Source organism: Umezawaea endophytica, from assembly GCF_025061645.1.
GTDB classification, from domain to species: Bacteria; Actinomycetota; Actinomycetes; order Mycobacteriales; family Pseudonocardiaceae; genus Umezawaea; species Umezawaea endophytica.
Window position 1 is genome coordinate 131870 of the sequence record NZ_JANYMP010000012.1, and the last position, 23403, is coordinate 155272.

General features: G+C 71.6%; 18 protein-coding genes. 11 read left to right on the forward strand and 7 right to left on the reverse strand.

The features are described 5' to 3' along the window. Window positions 1–954 precede the first annotated feature (954 nt). Window positions 955–3063, reverse strand: a complete 2109-nt coding sequence (gene glgX / locus NZH93_RS24800) for a glycogen debranching protein GlgX (protein ID WP_259625583.1) — start codon at window positions 3061–3063, stop codon at window positions 955–957. 217 nt (window positions 3064–3280) lie between these two features. Here glgX and NZH93_RS24805 point away from each other — a divergent pair, with 217 nt between their 5' ends. From NZH93_RS24805 to NZH93_RS24825, 5 genes are read left to right on the forward strand one after another with little or no spacing between them, the layout of a single operon-like run. After that, window positions 3281–4051 (forward strand): ABC transporter ATP-binding protein, encoded by a 771-nt coding sequence (locus NZH93_RS24805; RefSeq protein ID WP_259625733.1) that lies wholly within the window; start codon window positions 3281–3283, stop codon window positions 4049–4051. 3 nt (window positions 4052–4054) lie between these two features. Next, window positions 4055–4855, forward strand: coding sequence for an SAM-dependent methyltransferase (locus tag NZH93_RS24810; RefSeq protein WP_259625584.1), 801 nt, complete (start codon window positions 4055–4057; stop codon window positions 4853–4855). 58 nt (window positions 4856–4913) lie between these two features. Further along, complete coding sequence (locus tag NZH93_RS24815; protein WP_259625585.1) at window positions 4914–5693, forward strand: enoyl-CoA hydratase/isomerase family protein; 780 nt, start codon at window positions 4914–4916, stop codon at window positions 5691–5693. Between the two features lie 34 nt (window positions 5694–5727). Then, on the forward strand, window positions 5728–6636 hold the full coding sequence (locus NZH93_RS24820) for a class I SAM-dependent methyltransferase (RefSeq protein ID WP_259625586.1): 909 nt from the start codon (window positions 5728–5730) through the stop codon (window positions 6634–6636). Then, a complete protein-coding gene (locus NZH93_RS24825) occupies window positions 6637–7797 on the forward strand; it encodes a THUMP-like domain-containing protein (RefSeq protein ID WP_259625587.1) in 1161 nt (386 codons plus the stop codon). It abuts the gene before it with no gap. Here the strand turns inward: NZH93_RS24825 and NZH93_RS24830 are convergent. The 3 genes from NZH93_RS24830 to aroB are packed head-to-tail and all read right to left on the reverse strand — an operon-like array spanning window position 7794 to window position 11889. Continuing rightward, window positions 7794–8867, reverse strand: a complete 1074-nt coding sequence (locus NZH93_RS24830) for a sugar phosphate nucleotidyltransferase (RefSeq protein ID WP_259625588.1) — start codon at window positions 8865–8867, stop codon at window positions 7794–7796. The two genes, NZH93_RS24825 and NZH93_RS24830, sit on opposite strands and share 4 nt — an antisense overlap. After that, complete coding sequence (locus NZH93_RS24835; protein ID WP_259625589.1) at window positions 8867–10744, reverse strand: TIM barrel protein; 1878 nt, start codon at window positions 10742–10744, stop codon at window positions 8867–8869. The genes NZH93_RS24830 and NZH93_RS24835 overlap by 1 nt, the downstream gene beginning before the upstream one ends. After that, entirely contained in the window at window positions 10741–11889 is a 1149-nt protein-coding gene (aroB, locus tag NZH93_RS24840) for a 3-dehydroquinate synthase (protein ID WP_259625590.1), read from the reverse strand. The genes NZH93_RS24835 and aroB overlap by 4 nt, the downstream gene beginning before the upstream one ends. A gap of 120 nt (window positions 11890–12009) precedes the next feature. Here aroB and NZH93_RS50795 point away from each other — a divergent pair, with 120 nt between their 5' ends. The 6 genes from NZH93_RS50795 to NZH93_RS24870 all read left to right on the forward strand — a co-directional run bounded on the left by NZH93_RS50795 (window position 12010) and on the right by NZH93_RS24870 (window position 18374). After that, window positions 12010–13185 (forward strand): MFS transporter, encoded by a 1176-nt coding sequence (locus NZH93_RS50795; RefSeq protein WP_259625591.1) that lies wholly within the window; start codon window positions 12010–12012, stop codon window positions 13183–13185. Continuing rightward, window positions 13182–14075: an SDR family oxidoreductase gene (locus tag NZH93_RS24850; protein ID WP_259625592.1), complete on the forward strand. Its 894-nt coding sequence runs from the start codon at window positions 13182–13184 to the stop codon at window positions 14073–14075. The genes NZH93_RS50795 and NZH93_RS24850 overlap by 4 nt, the downstream gene beginning before the upstream one ends. Beyond that, the gene (locus tag NZH93_RS24855; protein WP_259625593.1) at window positions 14072–15496 is read left to right on the forward strand and encodes a trehalose-6-phosphate synthase; all 1425 of its coding nucleotides are present in this window, start codon (window positions 14072–14074) and stop codon (window positions 15494–15496) included. The genes NZH93_RS24850 and NZH93_RS24855 overlap by 4 nt, the downstream gene beginning before the upstream one ends. Further along, a complete protein-coding gene (locus NZH93_RS24860; RefSeq protein WP_259625594.1) occupies window positions 15496–16785 on the forward strand; it encodes an aspartate aminotransferase family protein in 1290 nt (429 codons plus the stop codon). The genes NZH93_RS24855 and NZH93_RS24860 overlap by 1 nt, the downstream gene beginning before the upstream one ends. Continuing rightward, complete coding sequence (locus tag NZH93_RS24865; protein WP_259625595.1) at window positions 16761–17735, forward strand: alcohol dehydrogenase catalytic domain-containing protein; 975 nt, start codon at window positions 16761–16763, stop codon at window positions 17733–17735. The genes NZH93_RS24860 and NZH93_RS24865 overlap by 25 nt, the downstream gene beginning before the upstream one ends. A 72-nt stretch (window positions 17736–17807) precedes the next feature. Next, the gene (locus NZH93_RS24870; protein WP_259625596.1) at window positions 17808–18374 is read left to right on the forward strand and encodes a TetR/AcrR family transcriptional regulator; all 567 of its coding nucleotides are present in this window, start codon (window positions 17808–17810) and stop codon (window positions 18372–18374) included. Here the strand turns inward: NZH93_RS24870 and NZH93_RS24875 are convergent. The 3 genes from NZH93_RS24875 to NZH93_RS24885 form a co-directional block, all read right to left on the reverse strand. Next, window positions 18371–19327, reverse strand: coding sequence for a prenyltransferase/squalene oxidase repeat-containing protein (locus NZH93_RS24875; RefSeq protein ID WP_259625597.1), 957 nt, complete (start codon window positions 19325–19327; stop codon window positions 18371–18373). The two genes, NZH93_RS24870 and NZH93_RS24875, sit on opposite strands and share 4 nt — an antisense overlap. A gap of 11 nt (window positions 19328–19338) precedes the next feature. Then, a complete protein-coding gene (locus NZH93_RS24880) occupies window positions 19339–19965 on the reverse strand; it encodes an HAD family hydrolase (protein ID WP_259625598.1) in 627 nt (208 codons plus the stop codon). A gap of 102 nt (window positions 19966–20067) precedes the next feature. Then, window positions 20068–23358 (reverse strand): GH92 family glycosyl hydrolase, encoded by a 3291-nt coding sequence (locus NZH93_RS24885; RefSeq protein WP_259625599.1) that lies wholly within the window; start codon window positions 23356–23358, stop codon window positions 20068–20070. Window positions 23359–23403: the final 45 nt, after the last annotated feature.

The following is a 23403-nucleotide window of genomic DNA, read 5'->3' on the forward strand; positions in this document are numbered from 1 at the left end:
TTTGGTCGGGACTTTGGCTTGTCTCTAGCGTTGATTTTGGTTTTGTTTGAGACTTTGACTTGGCTGGGACGTGGGTTTGGTTGACCAGCGAGATGGCCTGCAAGGTGTCGTAGACCCAACCCCGGACCTGCTTGGGCCTACGTGCTTTCAAACAGCGAGCGCCACCTCCGGCATGACGTCTTCCGAGCAGTCCCCCTCCGTCGCCCCGATCCGAAGCGCCCTCCTCCCCGATCTTGGTTTGTCAAGGCATCTTTCCCGCCTTGACAAACCAAGATCGGGGATTGAGATAATTGCGCGAGCGGGGTGAGGGAGACCCACCGCGGGCATACCCGTGGGGCCGATCCTTGGCCACGGACCCGCAGCACCTGACCTCCCCCCGCTCGCGCAATTGTCTTCATGGCCGGACGCACCGTGTCAAGGCGGGAAAGATGCCTTGACACGGCACGGCCAGCCATGAGGGCGCTTCGGATCGGGGGCAGGGGGAGGGGCTGAGCTCAAAGACAAAGCACCCGACTGCGGCAACGTCGTGGGCCAGATCTACACGCCAGTAAGAAATGGGCTGGTCAGGGCAGGTCGGGCAGTTGTGGGCCAGGCTGCGCGCCAGTAGAAATGGGCGGGTCAGGGCAGAAATCGTGGGTCACGCTTGCGCGTCAGCCGGAGGTGGGCTGGTCAGGGCGGGTCGGGCAGTTGCGGGTCAGGCCGCACCAGCCGGAAGCGGGCTCACCAAACCAAGCCCACAACCCTCCACCAACCCCACCCTCCACCAACCCCACCCTCCACCAAAGCCCTCCAACCAAAGCCCTCCAACCAAAGCCCTCAACCAAAAGCCACCAACCCAAAGCCGTCCCAGCCAAAAGCCCCTAACCAAGGCTCCCCAACCAAAGCCCTGCAACCAAAGCTGCCCAACCAAGGCCGCCAACCAAGAGCCGCCCCAACCAAGAGCCCCCCAGCCCCCTAACTAGGCGCCCGCAGCAAAAGCAAGGAATGTCCCGCCAAAGTCACCCTCGACCCCGCCTGCACCAACCCCGGCGTTGCCGGAGCCCCATCCTCCGTCGTCGTATCCAACATAGGCTCGAACTCCGCCCCGTACTCCGCAGGCGGCAGCACCACCTCAATAGAATCCGCCCCGGCGTGCAACAACAACAACCAGGAATCGTCCGAAACCAACTCCCCCTCCCTTGACCGGGACAGCGAGTTCGACCCGTCGATCCACATCCCGAGCGTCCGCCGACCCTCGTCGAACCAGTCCGTCTCCGCCATCTCCTCCCCGTCGGGCCGCAGCCACACCAGGTCCGGTTCCCCGGACGCCGTGGTCCGCCCTTCGAAGAACTCCGGCTGCCTCAACGCCGGGCTCCCGGCTCGCAGGGTGATCACTCGACGGGCGAAGGCCAGCATCGACGAGGCGTCGTCCGACAGTTTCCAGTCCACCCAGGACGTCTCGTTGTCGATGCAGTAGGCGTTGTTGTTCCCGCCCTGCGTGCGCCACAGCTCGTCGCCCGCCACGAGCATCGGTGTCCCCGTGGACAGCAGCAGGGTCGCGAACAGGTTCCTGGCCTGCCTGGCTCGCAGGGTGAGGATGCCCGGTGCGTCGGTTTCGCCTTCGACGCCGCAGTTCCACGAGCGGTTGTCGTTCGTGCCGTCGCGGTTGTCCTCGCCGTTCGCCAGGTTGTGCTTCCCGTTGTACGACACCAGGTCCCGCAGCGTGAACCCGTCGTGGGCGGTGATGAAGTTGATCGACTGCCACGGGCGGCGCAGGTCGTCGGCGTACAGGTCGGACGAGCCGGAGAGGCGGTACGCGAGGTCGCGGACGCCGGTGGCGCTGCGCCAGAAGTCGCGGACGGTGTCGCGGTAGCGGCCGTTCCACTCGGCCCACTGGACGCCGAAGTCGCCGACGCGGTAGCCGTCGCCGGTGGCGTCCCACGGTTCGGCGATGAGCTTGCAGCGGGACAGGACCGGGTCGGTGGTGATGGCCGTCAGCAGCGCCGAGTTGCGGTTGAAGTAGCCGCCGCCGGGCCTGCCGAGCGTGCTGGCCAGGTCGAAGCGGAAGCCGTCCACGCCAAGTTCGGTCGCCCAGTAGCGGAGCGAGTCCGTCACCAGGCGCACGACCTGGGGGGACCCGGCCTCCAGGGTGTTGCCGCAGCCGGTGATGTCCAGGGTGCCGCCGCCCGCGACGTGCAGGTAGTAGCCGGGAGCGTCGAGGCCGCGGAACGACAGGGTCGGGCCGTCCGGGCCGCCCTCGCACGTGTGGTTGAAGACGACGTCGATCAGCACCTCGATGCCCGCCGCGTGCAGGGCGGCGACCATCGTCCTGAACTCCTCCACCTCGTGGCCCTGCTCGCTGGCGTAGGCGGGGTGGGGGGCGAAGTAGCCGAGCGGCGAGTAGCCCCAGTAGTTGTGCCTGCCCTCGCGCATCAGGGCGGGCTCGTCGATGAACGCGTGCACGGGCAGCAGTTCGACCGTCGTCACGCCCAGGCGCACGAGGTGCTCGACGACGGCCGGGTGGGCCAGGCCGAGGTAGGTGCCGCGCAGGTGCTCCGGCACGTCCGGGTGCTGGCGGGTGAAGCCGCGGACGTGCAGCTCGTAGATGACGGCTTCCTCGAACGGCACCTCGGGCTTCGTGCCGGTGTCCGGGCCGCCGGGGGACGTGACCACCGAGAGCGGCACGTGCCCGAGCGAGTCGACGACCGACGGCCTGCCCGTCATCGGGTCGTCGACGTAGCCGAGCGCGGCGTCCAGGTCGGTGAGCAGGCCGGAGATCCGCTTCGCGTACGGGTCGAGCAGCAGCTTGGCCGGGTTGCCGCGCAGGCCGCGCGACGGGTCGTACGGGCCGTGGACGCGGTAGCCGTAGCGCTGGCCGGGGGTCACGCCCGCCACCAGGCCGTGCCAGACGCCGAACGTCCGCTCGGTCAGCTCGATCCTGTTCTCCGTCCCGTCGTCGCTGATCAGGCACACCTCGACGGCGTCGGCGGACGGTGCGGACACGGCGAACCGGACACCCCCCGCTTCGGGGTGGGCGCCCAGGGGGAACGGTCGGCCCGCGAGCACGGGTGAGTCGGCTGCCATACCTAGATCCTGACAGGCCGGACCGACAATCGGCGTGCGAGTGAGCCCGACTCCGGCCTCGGTCGGGCAGGTTCACCCCTGTCGGCTGACGTGCGCAGCCACCCCGCCGCACCCCTGCCCAGGGGCGGTCGGAAACAATGGCCTCGTGACCGACCACGGGGCGAGGCAGGGCACTGTGCAGAGTTCGGATGTCGACGTGACCGATCTGGTCGTCCACATGGCCGGGGTCGCCGTGCGGCGTGGCAAGAACACGCTGGTGGGAGACGTCGACTGGAGCGTAGAGCTGGACGAGCGCTGGGTGGTGCTCGGGCCGAACGGCGCGGGCAAGACGACCCTGTTGCGCCTGGCCAGCGCGGAGCTGCACCCGACCAAGGGCAAGCTGCACCTGCTGGGCGAGCGGATCGGCAAGACCGACGTGCGCGAGCTGAAGCCGCGGATCGGCCTGTGCTCCGCGGCGCTCAACGGGCGGGTCCCGGCGGACGAGAAGGTCGTCGACGTCGTGGTCAGCGCGGGCTACGCGGTGCTCGGCCGGTGGCGCGAGGAGTACGACGTCACGGACACGACCCGCGCCAAGGAACTGCTGGGCACGCTCGGCATCGAGCACCTGTCCGACCGCACCTACGGCACGCTGTCGGAGGGCGAGCGGAAGCGGACCCTGATCGCCAGGGCGCTGATGACCGACCCCGAGATGCTGCTGCTGGACGAACCGGCCGCCGGGCTCGACCTGGGTGGCCGCGAGGACCTGGTGGCGCGGCTGTCCGAGCTGGCGATGGACCCGGACGCGCCCGCGATGGTGCTGGTCACGCACCACGTGGAGGAGATCCCGCCGGGCTTCACGCACGTGCTGCTGCTGCGCGAGGGCGGCGTCGTCGCGCAGGGGCTGCTGGACGACGTGCTGACCGAGGAGAACCTGTCGGCGACGTTCGCGCAGCCGCTGGAGCTCCAGCGGTCGGGTGACCGGTACTTCGCGCGCCGCAAGGTGGTGTGACCGGTGGTCGACCGCGAGGTAGAGCTGCCGCCGATCGTCGACCTGACCAAGCCGAACGACGCGCGGGTCTACGACTACCTGCTCGGGGGCGCGCACAACTTCGCCGTCGACCGCGAGCTGGCCAAGCAGGCGGTGGCCGCCATGCCGATCATCCGGCAGGTGGCGCTGTCGAACCGCGCGTTCATGCACCGGGTGGTGCGGGTGTGCGTGCAGGCGGGCGTCCGGCAGTTCCTCGACCTCGGGTCGGGCATCCCCGGTGTCGGCAACGTGCACGAGGTCGCGCAGGCCGTCGACCCCCGCTGCAAGGTCGCGTACGTGGACATCGACCCGGTGGTGCACGCGCACGGCCAGCTCATCCTCGCGGACACGCCGAACACGGCGCTGATCCACGCGGACATGCTGGACGCGCCCGCGGTGCTGCGGCACAGCGCGGTGCGGGGGCTGCTGGACTTCGACGAGCCGATCGCCGTGCTGGCGCTGCTGTCGCTGCACTTCGTGCCGGACGAGCGGGACCCGGAAGGCGCGCTGGCGACGTACCGGGACGCGCTGGCGGTCGGCAGCCTGCTCGGGCTGAGCCACCCGGCAGGAGACACGACGGCCGCGGGCGTCAGCGAGGCGATCGACGTGTTCTCGCAGGGGCACCTGGTGCCCGTGGCGCGCGACTGGCGGCGGTTGACCGGGTTCTTCGGGGGGTTCGAGCTGCTTGAACCGGGTGTCACGCGGGTGCCCCGCTGGCGGCCGGACCGGGAGGGCGCCGAGGACGCGCCCGTGAACGGCGGACTCGGAGTGAAGACGAGCCGGTGACTACCGGGCGGTAACCTGCTGTACGGCAGTGTGCTGGAGACCTGGTCGAGGAGGACCTGTGGCTGAGTTCGTCACGCTGGAAGTCGACGGCGGTATCGGCACGATCCGGTTGGCCCGTCCACCGATGAACGCGCTGAACAGGCAGGTCCAGGAGGAGATCCAGGCGGCCTCGCGGGAGGCGACCGAGCGCGCGGACGTGTACTCGGTGATCGTCTACGGCGGCGAGAAGGTGTTCGCCGCCGGCGCGGACGTCAAGGAGTTCGCGGGCATGACGCACGCGGAGATCACCACCCGCGCGTGGTCGCTGTCGTCGGCGCTGGGTTCGGTCGCGGACATCCCGAAGCCCACCGTCGCGGCCATCACCGGCTACGCGCTGGGCGGCGGTTTCGAGGTGGCGCTGGGCTGCGACCGGCGGATCGCGGGCGACAACGCGAAGCTCGGCCAGCCGGAGATCCTGCTCGGCATCATCCCCGGCGGTGGCGGCACGCAGCGCCTCGCGCGGTTGATCGGGCCGTCCAGGGCCAAGGACCTGCTCTACACCGGCCGGTTCGTCACGGCGCAGGAAGCACTCGCCATCGGCATGGTGGACGAGGTCGTCGCGCCGGACGACGTGTACTCCGCGGCCCAGCGGTGGGCGGGCCAGTTCGTCAACGGCCCCGTGCTCGCCTACGCCGCCGCGAAGGCCGCCGTCGACGGCGGCCTGGACACCGACCTCACCAGCGGACTGAAGCTGGAGAGCCACCTGTTCGCCGCGCTGTTCGCCACCGAGGACCGCGCGGTCGGCATGAAGTCGTTCATCGAGAACGGTCCCGGAAAGGCCAACTTCAGTGGCAAGTGACCCAGCACCCCAACCTCACGCGACCGTCGAGCAGATGGAGGCGGCGTGGAAGGACCCCAAGCTCGCCAACGTGCTCTACCACGACTGGGAGGCGGGCACGTACGACGAGAAGTGGTCCATCTCCTACGACGAGCGCTGCATCACCTACGCCACGGACCGCTTCCGCGCGGTCTCGGGTGGCGTCGGCCCGTACGAGCACGCGCTGGAACTGGGCTGCGGCACGGGTTTCTTCCTGCTCAACCTGATGCAGGGCGGGGTGATCAAGAAGGGTTCGGTGACGGACCTGTCGCCGGGCATGGTCGAGGTCGCGCTGCGCAACGCGGTCAACCTCGGCCTGCCGGTCGACGGCCGCGTGGCCGACGCCGAGCGGATCCCGTACGACGACAACTCGTTCGACCTCGTCATCGGGCACGCGGTGCTGCACCACATCCCGGACGTCGAGGCGGCGATGCGGGAGGTCCAGCGGGTCCTCAAGCCCGGCGGGCGCTTCGTGTTCGCGGGTGACCCGACGAACATCGGCAACTTCTACGCCCGCAAGCTGGGTCAGCTCACCTGGTGGCTGACCACGAACGTCACCAAGGCGCCCGTGCTCACCGAGTGGCGCCGCCCGCAGGAGGAGCTGGACGAGTCCTCCCGCGCCGCGGCGCTCGAAGCGGTGGTGGACCTGCACACGTTCGACCCCGGTGACCTGGAGCGCACGGCCCGCGCGGCGGGCGCCCGTGAGGTCAGGGCCGTCACGGAGGAGCTGTCGGCCGCGCTGTTCGGCTGGCCGGTCCGCACGTTCGAGGCCGCCGTGCCGAAGGGCAAGCTGGGCTTCGGCTGGGCGATGTTCGCCTACCGGAGCTGGCAGCGGCTGTCGTGGCTGGACGAGAACGTGCTCGCGAAGGTGCTGCCGCGCGAGGTGTTCTACAACGTCTCGATCACCGGTCGCAAGCCGCTCTAGGTGGGCTACGCGTTCTCCCTCGCCGACGTGGCGTACCTGCGTTCCGACGCCGGGTGCGCCGCGTCGGCCGAGGTGGCGGCACTGCCGCTGACCGACCGGCTGGCCGCCGTGACGGCCGCGCGCCGGATCGCGGGCGAGCGGTTCGCGGCGGTGCTGGAAACGGTGCTGCTGCGCCGGAAGGCCGAGGCCAAGGTCGAGGGGTCGGGCGGCTGGCTGTTCACCGACGACGCGCTCCAGCAGGCCACGGCGTCACCGGTCGGGCGGCACCGCGCGTCCCGGTTCGCGGGCCGGGTGGTGCACGACGTGACGTGCTCGGTCGGCGCGGACCTGGTCGAGCTGGCGCGCGTGGCCGACCGGTGCGTCGGGTCGGACCTGGACCCCGTGCGGCTGGCGATGGCCAGGAACAACTGCGGGCCCGACCAGCCGCTGGTGCGCTCGGACGCGCTGACCCGCGTGTCGCGGGCCACGGCCGTGACCGCCGACCCGGCTCGCCGGGACTCGGCCGGGCGGCGGACGTGGAAGCCGTCGGACTTCCTGCCACCGCTGGACGAACTCGCCGCCACCTACGCGGGGGTCGACCTCGCGGTGAAGTGCGCGCCGGGCATCGACTTCGCCGTCGCGCCGTGGGCGGACGAGGTCGAGCTGGTCTCGTTGGACGGCGGCGTGCGCGAGGCGTGCCTGTGGACGCGGGGGCTGGCGACGCCCGGCGTGACGCGGCGGGCGACCGTGCTGCGCTCGGGGAGTCCGGAGTGGACGATCACCGACGCCGAGCCGGACGACTGCCCGGTGCTGCCGCCCGGCGCGTGGATCGTCGACCCGGACGGCGCCGTCGTGCGGGCCGGGCTGGTCCGGCACTACGCCGCGCGGCACGGGCTCGGGCAGCTCGACGAGCGGATCGCCTACCTGACCGGGGACGAGCCGCCACCGGGCGTGCGGGCGTTCCGGGTCGTCGAACACGGGCACTACACGGAGAAAGCGCTCCGCGCGGTGCTGCGCAAGTACGACGTCGGGCGGCTGGAGATCCTGGTGCGCGGCCTCGACGTCGACCCGAACACGGTGCGGCGCAGGCTGAAGCTCGCGGGCTCGGCCGAGGCCACCGTCGTGCTGACGCGCATCGGCAGCGGCCCCGTCGCGATCCTCTGCCACGCCGAGCGGACCTAGGGTTCGAGTTCGCCGATCCCGCTCCTGGACGTGGTCAGGTGCTCGTCCGCCGCGACGACGGTGTCCAGCACCTCGACGCCCCGCGCCACCACGGCTCCCGGCAGCACGACCGACCTGTGCACCACCGCTCCCGGCTCGACCACGCAGCCGGGGAACAGCACGCTGCCCCGCACGTCCGCCCCCTCGGGCAGGTCGCCCGCCACGAGGTTGCCGTCGATCCGCCGGGGCGCCGGACCACCGAGGGTGTTGGGCGCCCGCAGCGCTTCCGGGCTGTCGATCAGGCCGAGCTGGCCGGAGTGGTAGCGCTCGACGGTGCCGATGTCGGCCCAGTAGCCGGTGATCGGGTGGGCGAGCACCTTGCGGCCGGTGGCGATCATCGCGGGCAGCACGTCGCGGCTGATGTCGTGCTGCCAGCCGTCCTCGCCCAGCGCGGACAGCTCGTCCAGCACCTTCACCAGGGTGTCGACGCGGAACAGGCAGAACGCGGTGAAGATCAGGTCCGACGTGGGGTCCGGCGGCTTCTCCACCAGCCGCCGCACGGTCAGGTCGTCGTTCACCTCGACCATGCCGAACAGCTTCACGTACCGGCGTTCGATGGCCTGCACGCCGATCGTCACGTCCGCGCCGCTCTCGCGGTGCGCGCGCAGCATCGGCCCGTAGTCGTAGGAGTAGACGTGGTCCGCGTGCTGCACCAGCAGGTCGCGGGCGCCGGGAGCGAACAGGTGCTCGGCGTTGGAGATCAGCGCGTCGGCCGTGCCGAGCTCCGGCGCCCGTTCCGGCAGGGGACCGGTGAACGACGGGTCCCGCACGAGGTCGTCGTGCGGTCCGAAGTGGACCTTCAGCGCGGTGCCGTCCCAGCTCCGCAGCAGGTGGTCGATCAGGTCCCGTTCGCGGTGCAGCGACATCAGCACGAGTTCGGGGATGCCGGAGCGCAGCGCGTTGTCGACGCTGAAGTCGACCAGCCTGCACGACGCCGCGTAGGGGACGAGCGGTTTGCAGGTCCGGGCGGTGAGCGTGCCCATGCGCTCACCGAGCCCGCCGGCCAGCAGAGCGGCCCTGACGTCGTCCATCACCACGTCCTCCCCTGCGGTTCGCGTTCCGGGAGCAGCGAGCGCAGCAGCCGCACCGAGTTCGCGACGCTCTGCTCCCTGGGCAGCAGCGCGTCCTCGTGCTCGACGTACAGCACGCCGCGGAAGCCCTCGTCCAGCAGCGCCGCGACCACGCCCGGCCACGGCAGGTCGCCTGCACCCAGCGAGCGGAACCGGATCGCCGGGCCGGGCCCGTAGCGGGACCAGCCCGCGCCGGGTGGCCGGTCGGTCCCGGTCCAGCGCTGGAGGTCCTTGGCGTGCGCGGCCCCGAGCCGGGTGCCCCAGCCGCGCACGACCCGCACCGGGTCGTACCCGACGGCGGCGAGGTTCGCGACGTCCAGGCACACGTCCACGTCGACCGCGTCCAGCACCGCCCGCGTGCTGTCCGGGTCGTAGGCCACCTGCTTCGGGTGCGGTTCGACGAGCACCCGCACCCCGTGCTCGGCGGCTAGGTCCAGCACCGGCGCGACGGCCTCGGCGAACGCCTCCACGTTGTCGGCCCAGGAAACCCCGCTGTGCCACCAGGACAGCCAGCGCGACAGGTCGGGGACGCCGAACATCAGCCGCACCCGCGGCGCGCCGAGGTCGGCGGCGATCCGGATCGCGTGCTCCGCGTGCCGCAGCGCGTGCGCCCGCTTCTCGTCCGGTGACCCGGCCAGCACGGGATCGGTGTGCGGACCGTGCGGCCCCAGCAGGAGCTGCGTGTCGCGGCTGTTGCTCACGCACGTCACGGCCAGGCCGCCGAGGGTGTCGCGGAGTTCGGACCGGTAGGCCGCGTCGGTCGCCCAGCGGTCGGCGTCCACCAGGCCCGACGTGGTGTCGGTCGGCAGGTCGACCGCGTCCACCCCGGTCGCGCGAGCCGCGTCCACCGCCTCGGGCAGGCTCCCGCCACCCCAGGCGGCGAGGCACAGCCCGAGCGCGATCGGACCGGTGGTCGTGGCAGGCCGGGCGGCCCCGCGCGGCGGATCGGCCAGGGTCAGCGTCCACGCGCAGTCGTTCAGCGCCCAGTCGGGCACCCCTTCCGCCAGCGCGGCCGCGATCGTCGCGTTGGGGTTGGTCACGGCGACGACCTCGCCCAGCACCTCGCCGCGGAACAGCTCCAGGAACTCGGGGCAGCCGAGGAAGACCCCGCCCCCCGCCGCCACGGTCCACTCACCCTCCAGGCCTGCGGCGGCCGCCGCGGCCCGGACACCGAGGCCGAGTTCGGCGATGGCCCCCGTTACCAGGTCGTGCGCCACGAGGTCGCCGTCCAGCCACGCCCGGCACACCACCGGTGCCAGCGCGGCCACGCCCGACTTCGGGTACGCCTGCCGCGCGAGGTCCCGCGCGGTCGCCACGCCGAAGTGCTTGGCCAGCACCGTGTCCGGCCCCCGGCCGTCCAGCGCGCGCACGGCGGCGCGCAGTCCGGACAGGCCGAGGTCGTACGCGCTGCCCTCGTCGCTGCCGAGGTACTCGCAGCTCCCGACCCGCACCGCGGCGGAACGGCCGTCACCCGCCAGGAAGCCGGACCCGGTGCCGCACACGACCGCGACACCCCGTCCGGCCAGCGGCGGGGCCACCAGCCACGGCAGGGCGTCGTTGGACACGACGACCCGCCCGCGCAGGCCCGCCCGTTCGGCGGTCCGGCGCAGGCGCTCCAGCTCCGACCCCGGATCGCGGGGGTCCATCGTGGCCGTGGCGATCCAGCCCTCGCCGGGCACGCCGCCCAGCGAGGCGGCCAGGTCGGTGAACACCGACCGCAGCACGGAGTCGGCGTCCGGGCTGGACGCGGGGTTGACCGAGCCGTACCTGCGCCTGCCACCGGGTCCGGTCACCGCTGTCCCGGTCCCGCCCGCATCGATGGTCCACCGTGGACTCACGATCTCTCCCTCGTCAGCGCCTCCCGCACCTCGGCGGAGGTGACGTCCTCCACGATGGCCGTGGTGCCCAGTTCCACCGGCAGCACGAACCGCAGGCTGCCGTCGCGGATCTGGCGGATCTTCGCCAACGCCCCGAGGACGTCGTCCACGTCGACCTCGACACCGAGGTCCGCCAGCGAGACGGGCAGCCCCAACCTCCTGATCAGCGCCACCACCCGGTCGGCCGTCGCCGGGTCCACGACCCCGCGGGACCTGGCCACGTCGACCGCGACCGCCATGCCGAACGCGACGGCCTCGCCGTGCAGCACCGGGCCGTAGTCCGTCACGGTCTCCACGGCGTGGCCGACGGTGTGGCCGAAGTTCAGCGGTCGGCGCAGGTCCACCTCGTACGGGTCCCTGCCGACCAGTTCGGTCTTGATCGCGCTGGCCGCGTGCACCAGCACGTCCACCGCGGGCGACCGGCACTCGACCAGGTCGTCCACGTTCCGCTCGATGTGCTCGAACAGCGCGGGCGAGGCGATCACCGCCTTCTTGACCACCTCGGCGAGCCCCGCCCTGGCCTGCCTGCGGTCCAGCGTGCCCAGGTACTCCAGGCAGGAGATGACCGCGCGCGGCTGGTAGAACGCGCCCACCAGGTTCTTCGCCTCGCTGTGGTCGACGGCGACCTTGCCGCCGATGCCCGCGTCGACCTGCCCCAGCAGCGTGGTCGGCATGTTCACGTACGGCACGCCGCGCATGTAAGCGCTTGCCACCCAGCCGACGGTGTCCGCTATGACGCCACCACCCAGTGCGACCACCACGTCGCGTCGGGCGAAACCCATCTGCGCCAACCAGTCCATCAGCTCGAACGCCGTGGTGGCGGTCTTGCTCTTCTCGCCGCTGGGCACCGACGTGGTGCCGAGCAACTGGTCGTTCTCCCGCAGCGCCTCGACGATCCGGCCGGAGTGCAGCTCCGCGACGACGTGGTCGGTGATCACGACGGCTCTTCGGCCGTCGAGCTCGGCCAGCAGGGCGGTGATCGCCGCGTCGACGTCGGGAACCACGTCGATCCGGTAGGAGTCTTCACGGGTCACCTCGACCTGCACGACGGAAGGCCCGTCCGGCAAGGGGATTCGATCGGTGACCAAGTAGTCGCGACTGTCCATCTGTCTCCTTTCGGGGATCACCCGATAGGCACTGGTTGGCAGCTCGTCCGTGTCGGCGTTACGTTGGGTTCACAAGCGCTGAACCCAACGTAACCCAATCAGTGAAGGGAGACAGTGTTGGTGAGTCCGCCGCCACCCCGTCCGAACACCAGCGGGTTGATCTTCGCCGCGACGAGTTGGGGACTGTTCTGGGGAGGCTGGGCCGGGCTCCTGCCCGAGGTCAAGGACCAGATCGGGGCCACCGACTCGGAGTTCGGCCTCGCGCTGTTCGGCATCCCGTTCGGCGCCCTCCCCGCCATGGTGGTCACCGGAAAACTCGTGTCTCGATTGCGCGAAAGGGCACTTCCGCTAGTACTTCTGGCCTTCGCCGTGGCGTGCGCGCTCCCCGGCTGGACGTACTCGCCGGTGGCGTTCGCGGCCTCCCTCGTCCTGGTCGGCGCGACGTCCGGGGCCATCGAGGTCGCCCTCAACGCGACCACCGCCGCGCACGAGGCGAGGGACGGTGCCCGGCTGTTCAACAAGGTCCACGCCGCCACGCCGCTGGCGATGGTCGTCGCCGCGCCGTCGGTCGGCCTGGCGCGGCAGTTCGGGGCCTCGTCGCGCGAGGTGCTGTTGGTCATCGCCGCGCTCGTGCTGGTGAGCGCCTACCTGGCCGTCGACCGGTCCGGCTGGCGAACGCAACCGTCCACTTCGGACCCCGCCACTCGCGTTCGGGTGATGACGCCGCTGCTGGTCTCTTTCGGCCTGGTCGCGGCAATCGTCCTGTTCATGGAGAACGCCGTGGAGCAGTGGGGCGCGATCCACCTGGAGCAGAACCTCGGTGCGGGACCGCTGCTCGGCAGCGCCGCTCCCGCCGCGTACATGATCGGCCTGGCAGGCGGGCGGATGCTCGCCCAGTGGAAGGGCGAGCGCTTCTCCGGCCTCACGGTCGTCGTGTTCGGCAGCGTCCTCGGCGCGGTCGGCCTGGTGCTGGCGGTGGTCACCGAACCCGTCGGGCTGCCCGCCGCGTTCGCGCTGGCCGGCTTCGCGCTGGCGGGCGTCGGCCTGGCGCCCGCGGTGCCGACGTTGCTGGGCATGGCGGGCAAATCTGCCGACGACGAGGGCAGGCCCGCCGCGATCACCACCGTCACCACGATCTCCTACCTGGGCTTTCTCGGCAGTCCGCCGGTCGTCGGCCTGATGGCGGCGGGCTGGGGCCTGTCCACCGCGTTCGCCGTGATCGCGGCGGGTGGCGTGGTGGTGGCCGTGGCGACGGCGCTGCTGCGCGTCCCGAAGCCGCAGGGCGTCGCCGGGTGAGGGCGCTGGTCGTCGGCAGCGGGTTCCTCGGCGCGGCGGTCGGCGCCCGGCTGCGGGCGCTCGACGTGGAACCCGTGGTGGCGTCCCGGCACCCGCCCGGCACGACCACGTCGTCCGGCCTGCCGTGGCGGGAACTGGACGTGCGCGATCCCGCGGCCTGCCGCGAGGTCGTGGCGGGCACTGACGCGCTGGTCGTCGTGCACGGCCCGTCGGACATCACCTGGTGCGAGCGGAACCCCGTCGACACCGCCGCCGCGCACGCCGGGGGAGCGGCGAACATCGCGGCCGCCGCGGACGGCCGCCCGGTGCTGCTGATCTCCACCGACAACGTCTTCGACGGCACCCGCCCCAGCAGCGCCGAGACCGACGAGGTGTCGCCCGCGAACGCCTACGGCAGGGCGAAGTTGGTGGCCGAGCGGACGCTGCTCGACACCGGCTCCGCGCTGGCGCTGCGGGTGAGCCTGGTCTACGGCTGGGAACCCGACGGCATCCGGCCGAACTTCTTCACCACGTGCGTCCGGTCGCTGCGCGACGGCAGCGGCGTGGACGTGCCGGATGACCACTGGAACACCCCGGTGCTGGTCGACGACGTGGCCGCGTGGACCGTCGCGCTGCTGCTCGCCGGGCGCACCGGGCTGCTGCACCTGGGCGGCCCGGAGCGGCTGACCCGGTACGCGTGGGCGCGGCGGATCGCGTCGGCCGTGGGCGCCGATCCCGCGCTGGTGCGCTCCCAACCGCGCGCCGAGGGCCACTACGCGAGCCGTCCCGTCAACGCCTGCCTGCACAGCACCAGAGCGCACGACCTTCCCGAGCTGAGCGCTCTCGCGCCGATGGGGGTGGATGCGGGAGCGGTCGCCCTGACCGAGAACGACGTCGTGGAGGACCGATGAGCAAGCACCTGTTCCTGGCCAGCAAGCGGGCCGTCGTCACGTACGCGCCCGACCCCGAGACCGGACTGCTCAAGGCGTGGCTGGCTCCCGGCGGCACCGGCAACGTCGTCGCCGAGCAGGCGGGTTACCTCGACGTGTCGTGGATCGTCAGCGCCGACACCGACGACGACCACCTGGCGTCCGAGCAGAACCCCGACGGCCTGGTCACCGAACTCCCGTCGGGCCGCGAGATCACCGTGCACCCGTTGCGGCACAACCGCGAGACGTTCCGGGTCGTGCAGGACTTCCTGACGGCCGAACTCATGTGGGCGGGCAACAACTACGGCTGGGACAGGTGGACGACGCCGACCTTCGGCGAGGAGACGCGCGCGGCGTGGCGGGCGTTCGACGAGTTCACCGAGGACTACGCCCGTGAACTGCTGGCGCGCTCCGCCGACGTGGCCGACCCGGTGTACCTGGTGCACGACTACCAGCTCGTCCGCGTGCCCGCCCGGATCAGGGAACAGCGGCCGGACGCGCCGATCCTGCACTTCGTGCACATCCCGTGGCCGTCGGCGGACTACTGGCGCATCCTGCCCAAGCCGATGCGCACCGGCATCATCGAGGGCATGCTCGCCTCCGACGTGATCGGCTTCTTCGCCGACCGCTGGTCGCGCAACTTCCTGGCCTGCGTGGAAGACCTGTTCCCGGACGCCGTGGTCGACCGCGCGGCGAGCACCGTCACGTGGCGCGGCCGGACCTGCCGGGTGAGCACGCAGGTGCTCGGCTACAGCCCGGAGACGCTGCACCGCAGGCGGTCCACCCTGCCCGACGGCATCGAGGAGTGGGCGGGCGACCACCGGCTGGTCGTCCACTCGGGACGGACGGACCCGATCAAGAACGGCTGGCGCGCGGTGCGGGCGTTCGTCCAGGCCGTCAAGGAGAACCCGGCCCTCGAAGGCACGCGGATGCTGGTGCGGATGAACCCCAACCGGCTCTACGTCGAGGCGAACTCCGACTACGTCCGGCGGGTCGAGGAGGAGGTGGCCGCCGCCAACGCCGAACTGGGGGCGGACACCGTGCGCACCCACTGCGACAACGAGGTCAACCACAGCTTCGGCTGCTTCGAGCGCGCCGACCTGCTCGTGTTCAACTCGACCGTGGACGGGCAGAACCTCAGCGTGTTCGAGGCGCCGCTGGTCAACCGGCGCGACGCCGACGTGATCATGTCGGAGATGCTCGGCGCGGCCGAGGTGCTGTCGGAGGTGTGCCGCTCGGTCAACCCGTTCGACGTGTCCGAGCAGGCCGAGGCCATCGCGGCGGCGCTGCTCGCGTCGCCGGAGGAGCGGGCCGCGTCGGCGTCGAAACGCCGTGAGGCGGCCGAACCGTGGACGTTGGAGCGCTGGGTCGACACCCAGCTCGCCAGCCTCGGACTGCGCTGATGCACCCCGTCACGGGGGTGAACCCGAAGGACGACGCCTACTACGAGCTGGGCGACGTGCGGCTGGTGCGCGGCGAGGGCGTGCGGATGTGGGACTCCGACGGCCGCGAGTACCTGGACTGCGTGTCCGGCACGTTCAACCTGGTGCTGGGCCACAACCACCCGGCCGTCGTCGCGGCGATCAAGGGCCAGGTCGACGACCTGGTGTTCGCCAGCTCGTCGTTCCAGACCGACCCGACGAACCGGGTCATGCGGCAGCTCGTCGAGCTGACGCCGGACAACCTCACCAGGGTCAACCTGCGCAGCTCCGGCGGGTCGACGGCGAACGAGGGCGCGATCAAGATCGCCCAGTGGCACACCGGCAGGAGGGATGTGATCGTCCCGTTCCGCGGTCACGTCGGGCAGACCGTCGCCGCCGCCGGGTGGAACGGCTCGGCGCGCATCCGAGCCCCGTTCCAGCAGCACATGCCTGGCGCGCTGCACGTGCCGGACCCGTACTGCCACCGCTGCTTCTACGCCCAGGACCCGGAGAGCTGCGGGAAGCTGTGCGTCGACCGGATCGACGACTTCATCACCTACGCGTCCACCGGCAGCGTCGCCGCGATGATCATCGAGCCGATCAGCGGTGTCGGCGGCAACGTCGTCCCGCCACCCGGCTACCTCCAGCGGCTCAAGGAGTTCTGCACCGAGCGGGAGATCGTGCTGATCTTCGACGAGAACCAGACGGGCCTCGGCCGGACGGGCTCGCTGTTCGCCGCCGACCACTTCGGCGTGGCCCCGAACATGATCACCGTGTCGAAGGGCCTCACCGGCAGCGGCCTGCCGCTCGCGGCGATCATCACCGAGGAGGAGCTGGTGGGGATGCCGCGCAACCTGCACGGCTTCACCTACGGCAGCCACACGCTGTCCGCCGCCGCGGCCGTCGTGACGCTGGACATCGTGAAGCAGCCCGAGTTCCTGGCCAACGTCCGCGCCACCGGCGGGATCATCCTCGACCGGCTCACGGCGTTGAAGGAGCGCTTCGACTTCCTCGACGACGTCCGCGGGGTCGGGCTGATGCTCGGTGTCGAACTGGCCGAACCCGACGGGTCGAAGTCCCCGCGACTGGCGACGGCGTTGAGCAAGGCGCTGGCCGACCTCGGGGTGATCACGCGGGTGTCGGAGCACGGCCTCGGCAACGTGATCGAGCTGCGGCCACCGCTGGTGCTGACGATCGCCGACGCGCACCTGATCGCCGACCGGTTCGCCGAAGCACTGGAGTCCGTGTGGACCAGCTCGCCGTCGCGCTGACCGCCGACGGTCCCCGCCTGACCCGCGAGCCGTTGGCGCGCAATGGGATGCCCGGTGTGCTGGTGCGCACCGAGCTGATGGGCGTGTGCCGGTCGGACCTCAAGGAGATCACCGGCGTGCGCGGCGGGCCGAGCCAGTTCGGCCACGAGCTGGTCGGCGTGGTCGAGGACGGCGTCCTGCCCGTAGGCACGCGCGTCTGCCTCGACCCGAACGTGCCGGTCCGCCGGGGCAGCGGGTTCGCCCGCGAACTCTGGCTGTCCGGCACCGAGGAGGACCTGGTCCGCGCCCTGCCGCTCGCCCCGGAGGGGATCGACGCCCGGACGCTGGTGTTCGCCGAGCCCGCCGCGTGCGCCGCGCACTGCGTGGCGATGGCCGAACGGCACGCGGGCGCGCTGCCGCGCGCCGTCACGGTGCTGGGTGCGGGCATGGCCGGGGTGCTGATCGCCGGACTCGCGGACCTCGCCGGGGCGGAGGTCGCCCTGCGCAACCGGGGCCGCGACCGGCTGGACTTCCTGGCCGAGCGCGGGGTGCTGCCCGCGGCGGTCGGCCGTGACGTGCCACCGGACAGCCAGGACGTCGTGGTGGTCGCGACCAGCTTCGTCTTCCCGGACCTGCTCCGCGACGCGCTGGACCTGGTCCGGCCGGGCGGGGTAGTGATGCTCTACGGCGGCACCGCGGCCGGTGACCGCCTGCCGGACCTGGACTGCGACCTGGACACCGTGCGGCGCCGGGAGTCCGCCTGGATGGCGGGTTGGCGCGGGAAGCCGGTCGTCGTGGGCGGCAGCTACGGCACCGGTCCGGCGGACTTCCCGCGTGCCCTGTCGGCGTTGTCGGGCGGCCTCGCCGTGGAGCCGCTGGTGACGGGTGAGGTGGCGCTGGCCGACCTCCCGGAGGAGCTGCGCAGGCTGACCGCCGAGCGTGTGCTGGGCAAGGTCCTGGTGCGCCCGTAGGCCGGGGAGCAGGGCGAACGGCCGGGTACGATGTGGCGGACCCCGTCACTTGGTCGGCACGGAGAGGACGCCATGCCCGAGCACCAGCGCGCCGACGCGCGGCGCAACTACTCGCGGATCCTCGCCGTGGCCGAGGAGGAGGTCGCCGCCCAGGGCGCGAACGCCTCCCTGGAGCAGATCGCCCGCACGGCCGGGGTCGGCTCGGCCACCGTGCGCAGGCACTTCCCGACCCGCCGCGCCCTGCTGGAGGCGGTGTCGCGGGAACGGATCGAGGCGCTGGTCGTCCGGGCCCAGGAGCTGACCGACCAGGGCGACAGCCGGGCCGCGCTGCTGGAGTGGCTGGGTGACCTCGTCGACTACTGCGTCGCCGCACGAGGGCTGGCGGCGGCACTGGCCTACGACGGCGACATGGCCGACCCGCTGCACCAGAACTCCTGCGCGGCGAAGCTGGAGGACTCGGCCGGTGCCCTGGTGCGCCGGGCCGAGCGGGACGGCGTGGTCGCGGCGGGCGTCACCGTCTCGGACCTGATCACGCTGGTCGTCGGCATCGTCCTGGCCACGGAGCACCACCCCGACGCCCCCGGCCAGGCGAACCGGTTGTTCGGGCTGGCCGTGGCGGGGCTGAGCCCGCAGAGCTAGGCGTCCCACCAGGCGAGCACGCGCGTCCCGTACAGGGTGAGCCACTTCGACGGTTCGCCCGCGGGCACGTCGACCTCGAACCACACCAGGCCGGGGTCGCGGCCGGACTGGAGCCAGGTGCCGTCCGGCTGCCTGGCCGCGCGGACCAGGTCGATCGCCTCGGCCAGCCGCGGGTCCGGTGCCGTGCCGTCGACCGAAGCGGCTTGGCGGAAGTAGTCGGACGCGTTGAGCACGTCGCAGAACCAGCGCATCGGGTAGGTGAACCGGCTGACCCGCTCCGCCACGGGTTCGCCCGTCGTGAGGCGGCGGAAGAGCCCGCGCCGCAGCAGGTACTCCTCACCGGACCGCCGGGCCTCCCGCGTCGCGTCCGTGCCGCCGGTCGCGACCTCGTGCGCGAGCAGGCCCTTGAGGGAGTTGAGCGTCGAGTGGATCGACGACCGCGTCGAGCCCTCGACCCACTCGCAGTTCCAGCCGCCGTCCGGCAGCCGGTGCTCGACGAACCAGTCGGCGATCCCCGCCACGTCCGCGCCGAGCCACACGCCGTTCGCGAGCGTCCAGGCGTTGATGCAGCAGTCGACCTCGCCGCCCCAGTACGGCAGGTCGTCGTACTCCCACCGGCTGTTCTCGGCGAGCAGTTCGGCGGTGCGCCGCTCGCGCAGCACGGCGGGGTCCAGGCCCCACTCCCGCAGCGAGTTGAGCGTCCACGTCGTCGCGGACCACGGCTGGCCCCCGCCACCTTGGAAGTCGTGGCCCGCGGGGAAGAACGCGCCGCCCGCCCACTGGCCGTCCGGGTCCTGGAGCGCGAGGAGCCGCGCGCCGAACCCCTCGGTCGCGACCTTCGCCCGCGTCGCCTCCCAGACCTCGGGCGGTTCGCCCACGAGGTCGCGCTCGACCTGCCAGCGCAGGGCGGGGTCCGAATCGAGGAGCCACGTGGTCAGGGCCTGGTCCGACATGGGGAGCGACCCTAGGCGAGGCGCAGGACCGCGTCCAGACCGCGGTCGTCGGCCGCGGAGCGCTCGGTGGGCAGCAGGTAGACCGGCATCCCGACCTTCACCGCCGCGCCGTCCTTGACCGGGTCGTCGCCGACGTACAGCACCGAGCCAGGTGCCAGCCCGAGCTTGTCGCAGGCCAGCGTGAACAGGGTCGGGTCAGGCTTCTCCACGCCGTGCTCGCACGACAGCACCACGGTGTCCAGCACGTCCAGCACGCCCGCGTCGGCGAGCGCGGGCCGGATGTCCCAGCCGATGTTGCTGAGCACGCCGATCCTCGTGCCGCGCTCGTGCAGCGCGGTGACCACCCGCGCGGTGTCGGGGTACGGCTTCCAGGCGGCCGGGTCGGTGAGCGCGCTGTAGATCGCCCCGACGACCTCCTTGCTGTACGGCCCGGCCTCGGCGATCAGGGCCGTCCACACGGCCCGGTGCCGCTCGTGGGACACGTCGCAGCCGCGCCGGGCCTCGATCCCCTCCGGGGAGTCCACGACGGACAGGACCCGCGTGATGGTGTCGTCGCCGACGGCCTCGCGGGCCGGGTCCAGCACGGACCTGTCGTCGAACAGGGTCCCCGAGAAGTCGAACAGCACTCCGTCGAACACGATGGCGGCCTCCACTCGGTTTACCGGTGGGCTGCCCCGAACACCACGGCCGCCAAACCGCCGGTGGAGGCGGACTTCCCCGCCCCCACCGGCCGGTCGCGCCTACGCGGAGGCGATGGCGAACACGTGCAGGCCGCCGTTCGTGGGCAGCTTGACGCTCTTGATCACCTTGCCGTCGGGCGCCGTGTACGTCTTGGTGGCGAAGATGTTCGTCACCACCTGCTCGCTGCCACCGCCGATCTGGTTGCGGTACGGCGTCTTGGCGACGACCACGTTCCCGTAGGCCGGGTTCTGCGAGCCGCCGCCGAGGGTCCAGTCGCTGAACCCGAGGTCGATCGGCGCGCTCGTGCCGTCGGTGAACGTCACCGTGCCCGCCGCCGTGCGGGCACCGCCTGCCGCCGCACCGAGGAACGACAGCTTCGTTCCGCTCACGTCGATGCTCTGACCTGCGGCGATCACGTTGTCGGCGCGGTCTTCCGGCGAGTTCGGCCAGGTGTACGCCAGGCCGTCCACGGTGCCCGTGCCGCCGGAGGTGAGCCCGGCCGCGGCGAGCGCCTGCCGCGAGTAGCTGTACCCGCCGCCGTCGAAGTCGGCCTCCTCGGAACCCTTGTCGTCGGACACGCCGATGTTGTTGACCGCCGCCAGCATGCTGCCCGGCGGGGCCACCTTCACCGTCAGCGGCAACACCACGGGCGCCGCCCCGGCGACGGTCACCGTGGCCGTCGCCGAGTAGAAGCCCTGCGGCGTCCCGGCTTCGGTGGAGATGGTGAACTTCGCACCGGTCTCGGTGATCGGCACCGTCCCGGTGGCGGGCGTGAAGACCAGCGCGCTGTCACCGGTGATCGCGTAGGTGACGGCCGGATCGCCGTCGTAGAGCCGCTTCGCCTGCACGGCCGCCTCGATCGACCCGCCGGGCGCCAGCGTCGGGCTGGTCGGCGACACGGTCAGGTAGAACGGCTGCGAGTGGTCGATCGGCTGCTCGCCGTCGCGGAACGACGGCGGCGCGTCGGCCGGGTTCGAGCCCCACGAGGTGTTCGCGGTCGTGCCGAGGACGTAGTCGAGCTTGCCGCCCTTCTGCACGAACGACTCCGGCAGCCACGGCTTGGTGGACGACTTGCCGTTCACCTTGAGGGACTGCACGTACGGCGCGTCGGCCGCGGCCCGCGGGGCGGTGATGGTGATGTCCCGGCCGCCGTCCCGGTCGACCTTGATCTTCGGGAACAGCGGGCTGCCCAGCACCAGTTCGGCGCGCGAGGACACCTGCGGGTACATGCCCATCGCGGCGAACACGTACCAGGACGACATGGCGCCGAGGTCGTCGTTGCCGGGGATGCCGCCGGTCTTGTCGCCCCACATGGTGTTCAGCACCTGGCGGATGGTCTGCTGCGCCTTGTGCGGCTGGCCCGTGTAGGAGTAGAGCCACGGCGAGTTGATCGACGGCTCGTTGTCCAGCGCCGCCTTGTCCGGGCCCGCGTTGCTCAGCGCCCAGCTCCCGTCGGCCTGGTGGAAGAAAGTGTCCAGGCGCTGGTTGAACCGGTCGCGGCCGCCCATCGACTCGACCAGCCCGGCCACGTTGTGCGGCACCATCCAGGTGTACTGCGCGGACGTGCCCTCGACGAACCCGTTCTCCGTGCCCGGCGCGAAGTCGCGGACCCACGTGCCGTCGGCGTTGCGGTTGCGGACGTACCCGCCGGTGCTGTGCGCGACCGGGTCGAAGTTGTTCTGCCACCACTGGGAGCGCTCGGCGAACACCTTCGCCGTCGCCGGGTCCTTCACGTCCTTCGCCAGCTCGGACAGGGCGAAGTCGGCGGTGGACATCTCCAGCGTCTCGGCCGCGCCGCCCCAGGCGTTCGACACCGACGGCATGTAGTGCTTGTCCAGGTACTTGTCCAGCGACGGGCGCTGGCCGACCGACATCACCGCCCAGCCGTCCCGGCTCAGGTCCAGCGCCGTCGGCACGGTCGCGGCCTTGACCAGGGAGTTCAGCGCGGACCGCACGTCGAAGTCGGTGCCGCCGAACGCGTGGATGCCCGCGAGCGCGGGAGCGGACGGGTCGCCGTTCATCACGTGCGTGCCACCGGAGGCGTGCGTCCAGCGGTCCCACACGCCGCCGTTCTGGTCGGCCTGGTTGAGCAGCGACTGGGCGATGTCCGAGCCGATGTCCGGTTCCAGCAGCGTGAGGAGCTGGACCTGCGACCGGTAGACGTCCCAGCCGGAGAAGGTGCCGTACTGGACGTCCTGCTTCCGGGAGACCTTGTGCGGCTTGCCGTCCATGCCCCAGTACTCGCCGTTGACGTCGCTGAAGACGTTGGGGTGCAGCAGGGAGTGGTAGAGCGCGGTGTAGAACGTGGTCCGCTGCTCGGCCGTGCCCCCGCCGACCTGGATGCGCTTGAGCTGCTTGTTCCACGCCTTGACCGCGCCGTCGCGGGTCTTCTCGAACGTCTGCTTCGGCGGGTTCTCGGCCTTCAGGTTCGCCTTGGCGTTGTCCAGGCTCACGTAGGAGATGCCGACCTTGACGTTAGTGGTCGGGCTCTTGGCCGTGTCGAACCCGAGGTAGGCGCCAGAGCCCTTGCCCACCAGCGGCCACCCGGCCGTGCCGTAGGTCGTGGCGCCGGTCGACGTGGTCGAGCCGGGCGTGACGACGTCGTCCTGCCACGTGCCGACCGACGTGAACGGCTGGTCGAACTGGGCCACGAAGTGCAGCGTGTAGTAGCTCCGCCTGCCGACCTGGTTGATGTAGCCGCAGAAGTTGCCGCTGGTCACGGAGCCGGTGACGGTGCGCGTCGCCGCGTCGACGGTCACGTCCGACGCGGTGCTGCCGACCTCGGAGTTGGCCGTGCGGATCAGCATCGTGCCGGGCTTGTCGGCCGGGAACGTGAACCGCCCGGAACCGGAGCGCTGCGTCGCGGTCAGCTCCGCCTTGGCGCCCGAGTCGAGGCCGACGGTGTAGTGCCCGGCCTTGGCGACCTCGTTCTCGTGCTTGAAGGTGCTGGAGTACACCGCGTCCGTGCCGTCGGCGGCGGGGGAGGTCGTCACCGCGCCGACGTGCGGGAAGAACGGGATGTCGCCGGAACCACCCGCGCAGCCGGTGCCCGACATGTGCGTCAGGCTGAACCCGCGCACCCTGTTGACGTCGTAGTGGTAACCGCCGGGCGCGGGCGCGCGCGTCGCGTTGCCCCGCGTGAGCTCGGGGCTCCACGCCAGCATGCCGAACGGCGCAACCGCGCCGGGGAAGGTGTTGCCGAGGTTCGTCGTGCCGATCAGGGGGTTGACGAGCGACGCCGGATCTTCGACCAGCGCCTCGGGTTCACCGAGCGCGGCGGGGGCCGAGCAGACGCCGAGCACGAGCGCGGCCGCGGCCAAAACGGTGGTCAGGACACCTCTTCGCTGCATGGACGCGGACCATACCCACGGTCACCGGTCAACTCCACACGGTGA